Genomic DNA, 12,842 nt, shown 5'->3' on the forward strand with positions numbered 1-12,842 from the left:
GGCCCCAGTCGGAACGCGCAGCGAGCCGGCGGCCGCCCGCAGCCTGTACGCGCCGCCCGCTACAGGTTCACCTCCCGCAGATACGCCACCGTCTCCGGATCGGCCGGCAGCAAGGTCTCCACGGCCAGTTCGGAGACGGTCACATCCATCGGGGTGTTGAACGTGGCGATGGTCGAGATGAAGGACAGCACGGTGTCGTCGTGTTCGAGCATCATGGGCAGGGCGAAGGGGGCGTGTTCGCCGAAGGCGGCCTTCTCGCGGCCGTCCGGCGGCAGGGGGTAGGCGTTCACCTCGTCGTAGAGCGCGCGCAGGGGGGAGGAGCGCATCAGGGCCAACTGGCGTTCCATCTGGGCGAGGAGGTGGCCGCGCCATTCGAGGTAGTTGCGGATGCGGGGGGCCAGACCGTCCGGGTGCATGGTGAGGCGCATGGCGTTCAGCGGGGGCTGGAGGAGGGCGGGGGCGACGCCCTCCAGCAGCATGGTGATGCCGCGGTTCGCCGCCACTACGTGGTAGGTCCCGTCGACCACCAGGGCGGGGAAGGGTTCGTAGCCGGTCAGGAGGCGTTCCATGCCGGAGCGCAGGGCGGCCATCGACGGGTCGTCGAGCGGGGTCTCCGGGAACGTCGGGGCATAGCCCGCCGCGATCAGCAGGGCATTGCGCTCCCGTACGGGGACGTCGAGGTGTTCGGCCAGGCGGAGCACCATCTCCTGGCTGGGGCGGGAGCGGCCGGTCTCGATGAAGCTGATGTGGCGGGCGGAGGAGTCGGCGCGCAGTGCCAGTTCCAGCTGGCTGATCCGGCGCCGGTCGCGCCATTCGCGCAGCAGCGCGCCCACGCCCACGCCCGTGGCCGTCTCCGGCGAGGAAGCCGCAGCAGTTGTCATGGGAGGGACGGTAGCCGAGGGGCGGTGCCGGTGGGGCGTACGGGAGGGGCCGTGCCGTGCGGGCGCGAAAGTGTCGTCGGCGTGCCACGCTGGAAGGGGTGTGGCCGTCGCGGCAGTGGGTGGCGGTCACGGACAGGGACGTCCATGCAGGTCCGTGTGTATCGGGGACCGGCTCGTCGGTAGCCGGGACACGGGGAGAGGCGAGCGCCATGAATGCTCAGCTGGAACCGCTCAGCTTCAAGGAGATCGAGGACCGGCTCGCGGAGCTGCCCGGCTGGTCCGTCGAGGGCGGGATGCTGTGCCGTGGCTACGCCTTCCACGGGCATTTCCCTGCCGCCGTCATGGTCATCCATATTGCGCAGATCCAGGAGGAGTTGGGCCATCATGCCGATCTGACGCTGGGGTACAACCGGCTCGCGGTCTCGGTGAACACCCACAGCATCGGTGGCCGGATCACCCATCTCGACTTCGGGCTCGCCCACCGGATCGAGGCGATCGCACCGGGGCACGGCGCGCGTTGACCCGGTGGGGACCCGAGGACCCGAGGACCCGAGGACGTGAGGACCCGAGGGCCTGAGGACGTGAGGACCCGAGGGCCTGAGGACGTGAGGACCCGAGGGCCTGAGGACGTGAAGACCGGGGGCTGTGGCCGCAGTCAGTGGAAGGCCGCAGTTTGTGAATGGCCGTACGCCGGCGGCGCCCTCAGCTCCCCGTGCGTGGCCGTACCACCACCCGCCCGGCGCGTGCCAGTTCCACGTTGAACTGGGCGCCGGACAGCAGCGACAGATGGGAGAACCACAGCCAGATCAGGAACACCACCGGCCCGGCGAGCGACCCGTAGAGCCGGTTGAAGGTGCCGACGTACGAGGTGTAGACCGCGAAGGCGGCGGACGAGACCAGCCAGAGGAGGACGGCAACCACCCCGCCGGGAGCCGCCCTGCGCACACCGCGGGAACTGGGCGGTCCGGAGCGGAAGAGGACCATCGCCAGGATCGTGGCCAGGAGCAGCAGCAGGGGCCACTTCAGCAGGTTCCAGGTCGCCTCGCCCGCCTCGCCGAGCCCGATGGCGCGGCCCAGCGCGGTGGCGATCGGCCCGCTCACCAGCAGCGCCACCGCACTGCTGATCAGCAGCGCCATCAGCAGGAGGGCCGTCATGAGAATGCGCGGGGCCTTGCGCCACGGCGGCCGGTCGTCCTTGGTGCGGTTCATGGCGTGCAGGGCGCGGCGGAACACGGCCAGATAGCTGCACGACGACCACAGCGCACTGACCAGGGCGCCGCCCAGCACCACCCATGCCGCGGTGCGCTGATGTGCCATGCCGACCAGCGCCCGGTGGACGGCCGGGCCCGACTGGGCCGGGGCGATCGAACTGATCTGGTTGATGAGCTGCTCGGTGGCCGCCGGATCGGCGAGACCGATCAGCGACACCGTGACGATCAGCGACGGCAGCAGCGCCAGCACCGAGTAGTAGGTCAGGCTCGCGGCCCAGTCCGTCACATCGTCGTGCCACACCGACATCGGTGTACGGCGCAGTGCGGTGCGGCACTGGGCCCACGTCGGCAGCGCGGCCGGCTGCCTCGGTCCCGCCGCCCCGAGTGCACGGTCCAGCAGCGTCCGGTCCAGCCCGCGGCGCATACCGCTCCCGCCCATGTCGTATCCGTCCTCTCCGTATGGATCCGTCCTGCATCATCTCCCGGCACGGGGACCGCCCACGACACGGCGACCGTCCGGGGACCCCGCCTACTCCAGCCCGCGCGCCCGCTTGAAGCGCAGCAGCCCGTCCGCCAGGTCCACCACGGGATCCGGATAGCCGTACGCCGCGCGCTCCGGCCCGGACAGCTTCCACGGCTGGTGGACCGCGGCGCCGTCGAGAGAGGACAGCTCCGGCACCCAGCGCCGGACGTACTCGCCCTGCGGGTCGAACCGTTTGGCCTGGACGAGCGGATTGAGCACCCGGTTGGGCCGGGTGTCGGTGCCGGTCCCGGCCACCCACTGCCAGTTGAGCTGGTTGTTCGCCATATCGCCGTCCACCAGCAGATCCAGGAAGTGCCGCGCCCCCACCCGCCAGTCCACATACAGCGTCTTGGTCAGAAAGCTCGCCACCAGCATCCGGGCCCGGTTGTGCAGCCACCCCTCGTGCAGCAGCTGCCGCATCCCCGCGTCGACCACCGGATAGCCGGTGCGGCCTTCCTTCCACGCCGTCACCTCGGCCTCGTCGTACCGCCAGCGGTCGCCCTTGCCGCGGTAGTCGGCACTCGCCGCGTCCGGCCGGGCCGCCAGCACCTGATGATGGAAGTCCCGCCAGGCCAGCTGCCGTACGAACGCCTCGGCGCCGGGGTCCGGGCGGGCCGACGCCTTCTGCACCAGCTCCACCGGCGAGAGGCAGCCGAAGTGCAGATAGGACGAGAGCCGTGAGGTGGCGTCGCCCGGCAGATCGTCCTGCCGGTCCTGGTAGTCGCCCATGCCCGAGCGCTGCCAGGCCGTGAACCGGCGGCGGCCCGCCTGTTCGCCGCCCGCCGGCAGCGCGGGCGAGGGGGTCCCGTCCGGGCACAGGGCCTGGGCCGACGGCACGTCCTCGGACCGCCCCCCGGCCGGGACCCGTACGGACCGCGGCGCGGGCAGCACCGACCGCAGCCCCTCGGCCTGCCAGCGCCGGAAGTACGGGGTGAAGACCGCGAAGTGGTCCTTGCCCGGCCCGGAGGGCAGCACCGCGCCGGGCGGCACCGCCGTGATCACCGCGTCATGCACCACCAGCGCACGCCCCGCCGCAGCCAGCCCGGCACCCAACCTCCGCTCCCTGCGCAGCGCATAGCCGCTCACCCCGGCCGCGAGATGCACCTCGCCGGCTCCGGTCTCCGCCGCCACCCGGCAGGTCTCGGCGACCACGTCCCCCGTACGGATGACCAGCCGACCGCCGCGATCGCGCAGCCCCGCATCGAGATCGGCCAGCGCATCGGCCAGGAACGCCGCCCGATTGGGCACCATGAACCCGGCGTCGGCGACCCCCGTATCGACGACGAACAGCGGTACCACCTGCGTCGCGGAGCGCAGCGCGGCATGCAGCACCGGCTGGTCGTGCAGCCGGAGGTCGGAGCTGAACAGGCAGATCGCTACGTCCATGCCCTACGTCTACACCGAACCCGCGCCTCGCGAGCCGCCCGCGCGGGGCGCGCACCCTCAGGCGAAGGGCAGACCGCGCCACGGCGAGGAGGGGTCCTGGGTGAGGACACGGTGGATATGTGCGGCCTCCGCGTACTGCGGGCCGAACCAGCCGTTGTCGAACGCCAGCATCCGGCCCAGCGCATAGCCCGCGGCGAACTCCTCCCACGAGCCGTACACCTCCCTGGCCAGTGCACCGGCCCGCGCCACAGCCTGCTCGGCCTGCTGCGGCGCGCACAGCCGGGCGCCCAGGCCCCAGCGGACGAGGTTGACGGCATGCGCGTGGTCCAGCGCGACGAGGGACACGACCTGGCCGTCCGCCGGCAGCAGCCCGTCCGTGCGGAACCGCTCCTCGTACCTGGTCACGAGCTCGGGGACGGCGGGCGCGTCCGCGGGGTCCGCAGAGCCCGCCGCTTCCTCGGTTTCCTTGTGGCCGGTCGTGCCCGCCGTGCCCGCCGTGTCCGCCGTGTCCGCTGTGTCCTCAGGGGAGTCGGCCTTCCGGCCGCGGGCCCGGGCACGCAGCGCCTGCTCCGTCTCCGCCGGTACGAACTGCCCGCCGAGCAGCTGGTCCAGACGCTGCTGCCAGCCGGCGGGGTCGGTCACCGACCACTGTTCGCGCAGCGTCTGCGCGTCCGCGGCGTGGTCGAGGAAGGCCGTACCGAGTTCGTTCCACGGCACGCTGTGGTGCACCGCTATCGGCGCACCGCATGCCAGCCCCTGGGCGACGGGCCCGTGCAGCGGGCCGCCGAAGTGGGTGACGAGCAGCCCGCCGGGCCGCACGCCGACCTGGGCACGCCGCTGCATCCAGGCGGCGCGGTGTGCGGGCGACGCGGCCAGATACGCGGCGCACGGCGTCCCGGGGTTGACCGCGAGCCGCCACTTGTCGTTCGGCCAGTCCTGCGCCAGCTCCTCCAGCGACACCCGGTCGAAGAACTGCTGGGGCTGCCAGGGCGGCAGCATGCCGCGGGTCAGGACGGGGATGCACTTGCCGCCCGCCGTCGCATCGTCGTAGACCGGCAGGGGGTCCTGCCCCGGTTGCGGTGCCGCCAGATACAGGTCTTCACCGGCGATCGCCGCGATCTGACCGTCCCAGTCACCACGCGCCGTCGCTTCGTACAGCCGCCGCTCGGTGTCCGTCGGCGGCATCCATCCCGGAGTAGCCACAGCCAGACCCTACGGTCACGCCCTGTTCCGCCGGAACCTGGGGTTACCGCAACGGCAAGGAGGATTGCACCGGCGCGACCCGTCACCCAGGCTCGGTGTCATGAGCAACGACGAACGGCCCGCGCCCGGACACGGCCACGGCCCCCACGACAGTGCGCACATCGACTGGGAGGTGTTCGGCCCGGTCCTCGAACAGGGCGCGGAGCTGCACACCCCGGTCTACGAGCAGGCCGCGGTCTGGCTGGGCGAACTGCTCATGGCGCACGCCGGCGCCGGTTTCGACGGGGTGCGCCGGGTGCTCGACATCGGCAGCGGGCCGGGCGTCGTCAGCTGTCTGCTGGCCCGTGCCTTCCCGGCCGCCGAAGTGGTCGCGGTGGATGCGAACGAGGTGCTCCTGGCGCGGGCCCGGGGCCGGGCCGGCCGCCTCGGGTTCGGGGACCGGGTCCGCACCCACCTCGCCGAACTCCCTGACGGGCTCGACGCCCTGGGCGGCGCCGACCTCATCTGGTCGAGCAAGGCCCTGCACCATGTCGGGGACCAGCGTGCCGCGGTCGCCGCCCTCGCCGGTCATCTGCGGCCCGGCGGACTGCTCGCCGTCGCCGAGGGCGGCCTCGCCGCCCGCTACCTGCCGCGCGACATCGGCATCGGCCGCCCGGGGCTCCAGTCCCGGCTCGACGCGGCCGGTGAGGAGTGGTTCACCGAGATGCGTACGGCGCTGCCCGGCGCGACCGACGACATCGAGGACTGGCCCGCCTTTCTCGCCGACGCGGGCCTGTGCACCCCGTGCTCCCGCAGCTTCCTGCTGGACCTGCCGGCCCCGCTGTCCGCCGAGGCGCGGGCCTACGTCCAGGAAACCCTGGCCCGCGGTCTCGACCTGTACGGCGACCGCCTCGACGAGGACGACTTCACCACCCTGGCCCGCCTCACCGACCCCGATGACGCCGCCGGTATCACCCGCCGCCCCGACACCTTTGTGCTGTCCGCGCAGACCGTGCACACGGCCCGCGCCCAGTAGTCCACGGCCCGGCGGCCACCGGCCGGGCAGGGCGCCGGGCGGCGGGCCGCTCCGCCGCCCATGACGTCACATCAGGTCCCGAAGCTTCCCGGATCAGCCCTGGTCCATCGGCTTCGGGTTGATCACGGCGAAGGTCGCGCCCTGCGGGTCGGTCACCACGGCCATCCGGCCGGCGACCATGTCGAAGGGCTGCTGGAGCGCCGCGCCGCCGGCCGCGGTCACCTTGGCGACGGTGGCATCGGTGTCCGCCACGGCGAAGTACACCAGCCAGTGCGAGGGCGTGTCGGTCGGCATCTGTTCGGACATCGGCTGCATGCCGCCCACCGGCCGGTCGTTCACCGTGAGGGCGTAGTAATTCTCGGCGCCTTCCATGGGGGCGCTCTCGATACCGAAGGCCGCCTTGTAGAACGTGGCGGCGGCGGACGGGTCGGTGGTGTTGAGCTCGTTCCAGACGAGTGCGCCGGACTCGTTGACGGTGCCGGCGCCGGGGAAGTCGATGGCCTGCCAGATGCCGAACACCGCTCCGGTGGGGTCGGCCGCGATACTCATCCGGCCGAGCGTCATCACGTCCATGACGGGCATCAGGAGCGTGCCGCCGCCCTTGGTCACCGCTTCGGAGGTGGTGTCCGCGTCGGCGGCCGCCAGATAGGTGGTCCACACGGTCGGCGGCGCGGGCTGGCCGCCCATCGGGACGGCGGCCATGATGCCGGCCACCGGTTTGCCGTTCAGCATGCAGACGGCGTAGCCGCCGTTCTCCGGGGGCCCGATCTCTCCGGTCCACCCGAAGACGTCGGAGTAGAAGTCGATGGCGGCCTGCTGGTCAGGGGCCGCGAGATCGATCCAGCAGGGCGTTCCGGGCTGGTAGGGAGAGGTGACTTCAGGCATCGTGGCCTCCTCGCTGGGGGCACCTCCCGGGCGTGGGCACGGGGGAGGAGCAGGGCGGAGCGGAGGGGTACCGGCCCTGTCGGCATGCCGCCGGAGCCACCCCACACTCACCCTCCACACTTCCTGGCGTCCGCCCGGCCCGCCACTCGGGTACGCAGCGGCGCCGCCCGGACGAGCCGGGCGGCGCCGTCACGGAGCGTCGGTCAGGCCACGTCGAAGGTGGCCGGGTCCGGGCCGAGGCGGTTGCCGGTGTCCAGGCCGGCGAGGGTGGCGAGGTCGTCGTCGTCCAGCTCGAAGTCGAAGACGTCGATGTTCGCGGCGATGCGCGAGGGGGTGACGGACTTCGGGATGACGACATTGCCGAGCTGGAGGTGCCAGCGCAGGACCACCTGGGCCGGGGTCTTGCCGTGCTTGGCGGCGAGCGCGGCGATCGTCGGGTCCTCCAGGAGGCCCTTGCCCTGGCCGAGCGGCGACCAGGCCTCGGTCACGATGTTGTGCCGGGCATGGAAGGCGCGGGACTCGGCCTGCTGGAGCTGCGGGTGCAGCTCGATCTGGTTGACGGCCGGGACGACGGACGTCTCGCCCAGCAGCCGCTCCAGGTGCTCCGGGAGGAAGTTCGAGACGCCGATGGCCTTGGCGCGGCCCTCCGCGTGGATCTTCTCGAAGGCCTTGTACGTCTCGACGTACAGGTCCTTCGACGGGAGCGGCCAGTGGATCAGGTAGAGATCCACGTACTCCAGGCCGAGCTTGGCGAGGGAAGTGTCGAAGGCGCGCAGCGTGGCGTCATGGCCCTGCTCGGAATTCCAGAGCTTGGTCGTGACGAACAGTTCGTCACGGGGGATTCCGGAAGCGGCGAGCGCCTTGCCCGTGCCCTCTTCGTTGCCGTAGATCGCCGCGGTGTCGATGCTGCGGTACCCGGCGTCCAGGGCATGTCCGACGGCGGTGGATGCCTGGTCGTCCTCGACCTGCCAGACGCCGAAGCCGAGCTGCGGCATCGCCACGCCGTTGTTGAGCGTGATGGACGGAACCTTGCTCACGGGGAATCGATCCTTACGTCGGCTTTCTCGTTCACGGATGTCAACGATCATCCGGAGTCGCGCATTCCCGCGTGTGCCGATGCGATGCGGAGAAAGCGGAGTGTTCTTGCGGGCGCCGCAGGGGCGGGGCCCCGGGCGGCCGTGCTCCGCCGCGGGTCAGCGGGCTGCGGGCACCCGTGACCAGGCCGGTGGGACTGCCGCCGGCGAGACCCGTCCGCAGCGGGAGGAGCAGTCTGCCGGCCGTCCACAGCGGGAGGGCCGGCAAGCCGGGCGGGGGCGCTGCGGCCGGCCGGGTGAGGGCGTGGGCCGCAACGGCGGCGACGGTGACCGATGGGCGATACCGGTCCGCGGGCCGGGGGAGTGCGGGGCGGGGTGCCGCCGGGCGGGGCGGCCGGACCGGAGGCCGCCCGGGTCCGTCACGCCTGGTACAGCGCGTCCACCTCGACCTGGTACGCCGTCTCGATCGCCTTGCGCTTGAGCTTCAGCGACGGTGTCAGCAGCCCGTGCTCCTCGCTGAACTGGTTGGCCAGTATCCGGAACGTACGGATCGACTCGGCCTGCGAGACCAGCGTGTTGGCGGCGACCACGGCGCGCCGGATCTCGGTCTCCAGATCCGGGTCGCGCACCAGGTCGGTCGGCGGCATCTCCGGCTTCTCCCGCATGGCCAGCCAGTGCGCGACCGCCTCCGGGTCCAGGGTCACCAGCGCCGCGATGAACGGCCGGTCGTTGCCGACGACGATGCACTGGGCGACCAGCGGATGCGCCCGCACCCGCTCCTCCAGGCCCACCGGCGAGACCGTCTTGCCACCGGAGGTGACCAGGACTTCCTTCTTGCGGCCGGTGATCGTCAGATAGCCGTCCTCGTCCAGCGCGCCCAGGTCGCCCGTGGAGAACCAGCCGTCGTGCAGCACGGCGTCGGTCGCCTTGGGGTCGTTGTGGTAGCCGTGGAAGATCTGCCCGCCGTACAGCCAGATCTCGCCGTCCTCCGCGATGTGCACGGTGGTGCCGGGGACAGGGGTGCCGACGGTGCCGAAGCGGGTCCGCTCGGGCGGGTTGGCGGTGGCGGCCGCGGTGCTCTCCGTCAGGCCGTAGCCCTCGAAGATCCGTACGCCGGCGCCGTCGAAGAACAGCCCGAGCCGGCGCTCCATCGCGGAGCCGCCCGACATCGCATGCCGCACCCGGCCGCCCATCGCGGCCCGGACCTTGCTGTAGACCATCTTCTCGAAGAACTGATGCTGCATCCGCAGCGCGGCGCTCGGACCGGACCCGGTGCCGAAGGCCTTGTGCTCCTGCGCCTCGGCATAGCGGACCGCGATCTCGACGGCCTTGTCGAACGGCCCGGCCTTGCCGTCCGCCTCCGCCTTGCGCCGGGCCGCGGCGAACACCTTCTCGAAGATGTACGGCACGGCGAGGATGAAGGTCGGCTGGAAGGTCTGGAGGTCGGGCAGGAGCGCACGGGCCGCCAGTTCGGGCTGGTGGCCCAGTTTGACCCGGCCGCGGACCGCGGCTACCTGGACCATCCGCCCGAAGACATGCGCCAGCGGCAGGAACAGCAGGGTGGCGGCTTCGTCGTCGCCCTTGGATGTGAAGACCGTCTCGTGGCGCAGCACGATGTTGTCGGCCTCGGCCATGAAGTTGGCGTGTGTGATCACACAGCCCTTGGGGCGGCCGGTGGTGCCGGAGGTGTAGATGATCGTGGCGGTGGCGTCCGGGGTGACGGCCATCCGGTGACGGTGCACGACGTCGTCGTCGATATGCGCACCCGCCGCGGTCAGTTCGGCCACCGGGTCGGCGTCCAGCTGCCACAGCTTGCGCAGATGCGGGAGCCGGTCGATGACCGAGCCGATCGTCATCGCATGGTCCTCGTGCTCGACCAGGCAGGCCGAGACGCCCGCGTTGTGCAGCATCCAGAAGACCTGCTCCGCCGAGGACGTCGGATACAGCGGTACGGACTGGACGCCGATCGACCACAGCGCGAAGTCGAACAGGGTCCACTCATAGCGCGTACGGGACATGATGCCGACGCGGTCGCCGAACCGGACGCCTTGCGCGAGCAGGCCCTTGGCCAGTGCGATGACCTCGTCCCGGAATTCTCCGGCGGTGACGTTCTGCCAGTTGCCCGCGTAGTCCTTACGGGCGAAGGCGACGCGCTCGGGATCGGCTTCGGCGTACTCGTAGACGGCATCCGCCAGCCCGCCGACCCGGGGCGCGGTCGCCAAAGGCGGGACGGTGAACTCGCGCAATGACCCAGCTCCTCGTGGTGTTGCTCACACGGCCGCGACCGTACCCCAACGTGGCGGTATCCGGCAGAGCCGTACCACGTCGCGAAAGCAGCCGCACGGGATCTGGCCAACCGTCGAAATCGGGTTACTTCGGAGAAGCCTGGACATGAACCGGCAAGTTCAACGCCGGACGATCACGACGCCGGGACCATATCTGCACCAAATCTCTGCACCTGGCACAGATCGGCCGCCCACCCCGGCGCGGAGCCCCGTGACCAGGGCTTGTCCGCAGACCAGGGCTAGGGGAGCTGGAGGCGGTCGCCGCCCGCCAGGATCGCGTCCGCGAGCGCCTCCGCCGGGCCCCGCGCCGCGCGGTCGCGCTGCCCGTACAGAAGAACGAAGTCCACTCCGCCGAGTTCCGGCAGCCCGGCGCGTGGCGGAATCCGGACCAGACCTGGCGGGATCATGCCCCTCGTATGTGCCATAACGCCCAGCCCTGCCCGAGTTGCGGCGATCAGTCCGTTGAGGCTTCCGCTGGTGCAGGCGATCCGCCATTCCCGGCCCGCGCGCTCCAGTGCCTCCAGCGCCCGGGCGCGGGTCAGCGCGGGCGGCGGGTAGACGACCAGCGGGACCGGGCGCTGCGGATCGAGGCGCAGCCGCTCGGCGCCCACCCACACCAGCCGGTCGCGCCACACCAGCCGTCCGCGTGACTCCTCGGGGCGCCGCTTGGCGAGGACGAGATCGAGCCGCCCGGCCGCCAGCAGCTCGTGCAGGGTCCCCGACAGCTCGACGGTCAGCTCCAGGTCGACCTCGGGGTGGTCGCGCCGGAAACCTTCGAGGACCTCCGGCATCCGGGTCAGCACGAAGTCCTCGGAGGCGCCGAAGCGGAGCCTGCCGCGCAGCCGGGTTCCCGCGAAGAAGCTCGCGGCCCGCTCGTTCGCCTCCAGGATCGTGCGGGCGAAGCCGAGCATCGCCTCGCCGTCCTCGGTCAGCTCCACGGCATGGGTGTCCCGGGCGAACAGTCTGCGTCCGGCGGCCTCTTCCAGCTTCCGTACGTGCTGGCTCACGGTCGACTGCCGCAGCCCGAGCCGGTGCGCGGCCTGGGTGAAGCTCAGCGTCTGCGCCACGGCGAGAAAGGTGCGCAACTGCGCGGGTTCGAACACGGGCCCTCCATGTCTGCCGTCCGGTCCGAGTCTGCGTCCGCGTCTGCATCCGTGGCTGCGTCCGCGTCTGCCGTCCGCCTCCGTGGCATCGCGCAGCGGGACGCCCATCGTGGCGCGTGGTCCATCGCAAAGCGTAATAACAGTGACCACGGTAAGAGGGGTTCCTGATTTCCGCAGTCCACGGCACCCTGGAGTGGGCCCCGGCCGTGCCGCCGCCGCCCGCGATACCCCGAACGACCGAAGAGAGACCATGCGCCGCCCTGTGCCGAAACTCCCTGCCTGGCTGCCCGTGGACGGGTACATCCTGGCGCTGGTGGGCACGGTCGCCCTGGCCGCACTGCTGCCCGCCCGCGGACCGTCCGCCACCGTCGCCGAGGGGGCCTCGACCGGCGCCGTCGCGCTGCTCTTCTTCCTCTATGGCGCCCGGCTCTCCACCGGCGAGGCGATGGCCGGACTGCGCCACTGGCGTCTCCATCTCACCGTCCTTGCCTGCACCTTCGTCCTTTTCCCGGTGCTCGGCCTGGCCGCGCGCGGACTGGTCCCCTCCGTCCTGACACCGGCGCTCTACACGGGGCTGCTGTTCCTGTGCCTGGTGCCGTCGACGGTCCAGTCCTCGATCGCCTTCACCTCCCTCGCCCGTGGCAATGTCGCGGCGGCGATCTGCGCGGGTTCGTTCTCCAGCCTCGTCGGCATCGTCGTCACTCCGCTGCTGGCGGGACTCGTCCTGCACGGGGACGGCGGTGGATTCTCGGCCGACTCGCTGCTGTCGATCGTCGGCCAGCTGCTGCTGCCGTTCGTGGCCGGGCAGTTGCTGCGGCGGTGGGTCAGCGGCCTTCTCCTCCGCCACAAGAAGGTCCTCGGCTATGTGGACCGCGGCTCGATACTGCTCGTCGTCTACACCGCCTTCAGCGTCGGCATGGTCCAGGGCATCTGGCACCAGGTCTCCCCTCTGCGGCTGCTGTGCCTGCTGGGGGTGGAGGCCGTGCTGCTCGCGGTGATGCTGACGGTCACCTCGTACGGCTCGAAGCGGCTCGGCTTCCCCCGTGCGGACCGGATCGCGATCACCTTCGCCGGCTCCAAGAAGAGCCTGGCGTCCGGTCTGCCGATGGCCAGCGTGCTCTTCGGCGCGCAGGCCGGGCTGATGGTGCTGCCGCTGATGCTGTTCCACCAGATGCAGTTGATGGTGTGCGCGGTCCTGGCGAAGCGGTTCGCGGCAGCCGCGGCAGCGAAGCCGGTGGCGACGGGAAGCGGGGCGGGAAGCGCGGGCGAGGCGGAGGCCGCGGCCGGTGTGGTGGTGAGCGGAGCGCGGGGGTGAG

Annotated in this window: 11 protein-coding genes; 3 read left to right on the top strand and 8 right to left on the bottom strand. The window is 71.6% G+C overall.

The window, feature by feature from the left end:
- Positions 1-59 precede the first annotated feature (59 nt).
- Positions 60-881: a helix-turn-helix domain-containing protein gene (locus tag K7C20_RS30390; RefSeq protein WP_048830142.1), complete on the bottom strand. Its 822-nt coding sequence runs from the start codon at positions 879-881 to the stop codon at positions 60-62.
- Between the two features lie 209 nt (positions 882-1,090).
- Here K7C20_RS30390 and K7C20_RS30395 point away from each other — a divergent pair, with 209 nt between their 5' ends.
- Positions 1,091-1,402: a 4a-hydroxytetrahydrobiopterin dehydratase gene (locus tag K7C20_RS30395; protein ID WP_030087254.1), complete on the top strand. Its 312-nt coding sequence runs from the start codon at positions 1,091-1,093 to the stop codon at positions 1,400-1,402.
- Positions 1,403-1,583: 181 nt separating this feature from the next.
- On the opposite strand, the gene K7C20_RS30400 is transcribed toward K7C20_RS30395, so the two are convergent.
- The 3 genes from K7C20_RS30400 to K7C20_RS30410 all read right to left on the bottom strand — a co-directional run bounded on the left by K7C20_RS30400 (position 1,584) and on the right by K7C20_RS30410 (position 5,186).
- A complete protein-coding gene (locus K7C20_RS30400; protein WP_030087256.1) occupies positions 1,584-2,531 on the bottom strand; it encodes a YihY/virulence factor BrkB family protein in 948 nt (315 codons plus the stop codon).
- 90 nt (positions 2,532-2,621) lie between these two features.
- A complete protein-coding gene (locus K7C20_RS30405) occupies positions 2,622-4,001 on the bottom strand; it encodes a cryptochrome/photolyase family protein (RefSeq protein WP_053209574.1) in 1,380 nt (459 codons plus the stop codon).
- Positions 4,002-4,058: 57 nt separating this feature from the next.
- Positions 4,059-5,186 carry a DUF1266 domain-containing protein gene (locus K7C20_RS30410; protein ID WP_030087262.1) on the bottom strand — a complete coding sequence of 376 codons (1,128 nt, stop codon included), beginning with the start codon at positions 5,184-5,186 and terminating at the stop codon, positions 4,059-4,061.
- 118 nt (positions 5,187-5,304) lie between these two features.
- Between K7C20_RS30410 and K7C20_RS30415 the strand changes: the two genes are divergently transcribed.
- A complete protein-coding gene (locus K7C20_RS30415; protein WP_030087264.1) occupies positions 5,305-6,219 on the top strand; it encodes a class I SAM-dependent methyltransferase in 915 nt (304 codons plus the stop codon).
- Positions 6,220-6,312: 93 nt separating this feature from the next.
- Here K7C20_RS30415 and K7C20_RS30420 read toward each other — a convergent pair whose 3' ends face one another.
- From K7C20_RS30420 to K7C20_RS30435, 4 genes are all read right to left on the bottom strand, one after another.
- Positions 6,313-7,104, bottom strand: coding sequence for a VOC family protein (locus K7C20_RS30420; protein WP_030087266.1), 792 nt, complete (start codon positions 7,102-7,104; stop codon positions 6,313-6,315).
- Between the two features lie 203 nt (positions 7,105-7,307).
- Positions 7,308-8,141 carry an aldo/keto reductase gene (locus K7C20_RS30425; RefSeq protein WP_030087268.1) on the bottom strand — a complete coding sequence of 278 codons (834 nt, stop codon included), beginning with the start codon at positions 8,139-8,141 and terminating at the stop codon, positions 7,308-7,310.
- A 416-nt stretch (positions 8,142-8,557) separates the two neighbouring features.
- Complete coding sequence (locus K7C20_RS30430; protein ID WP_078953323.1) at positions 8,558-10,384, bottom strand: AMP-dependent synthetase/ligase; 1,827 nt, start codon at positions 10,382-10,384, stop codon at positions 8,558-8,560.
- A 278-nt stretch (positions 10,385-10,662) separates the two neighbouring features.
- Entirely contained in the window at positions 10,663-11,526 is an 864-nt protein-coding gene (locus tag K7C20_RS30435) for a LysR family transcriptional regulator (RefSeq protein ID WP_053209572.1), read from the bottom strand.
- 250 nt (positions 11,527-11,776) lie between these two features.
- Here K7C20_RS30435 and K7C20_RS30440 point away from each other — a divergent pair, with 250 nt between their 5' ends.
- Positions 11,777-12,841, top strand: a complete 1,065-nt coding sequence (locus K7C20_RS30440) for a bile acid:sodium symporter family protein (protein ID WP_053209571.1) — start codon at positions 11,777-11,779, stop codon at positions 12,839-12,841.
- Position 12,842 lies beyond the last annotated feature (1 nt).

This window comes from Streptomyces decoyicus (genome assembly GCF_019880305.1).
GTDB classification, from domain to species: domain Bacteria; phylum Actinomycetota; class Actinomycetes; order Streptomycetales; family Streptomycetaceae; genus Streptomyces; species Streptomyces decoyicus.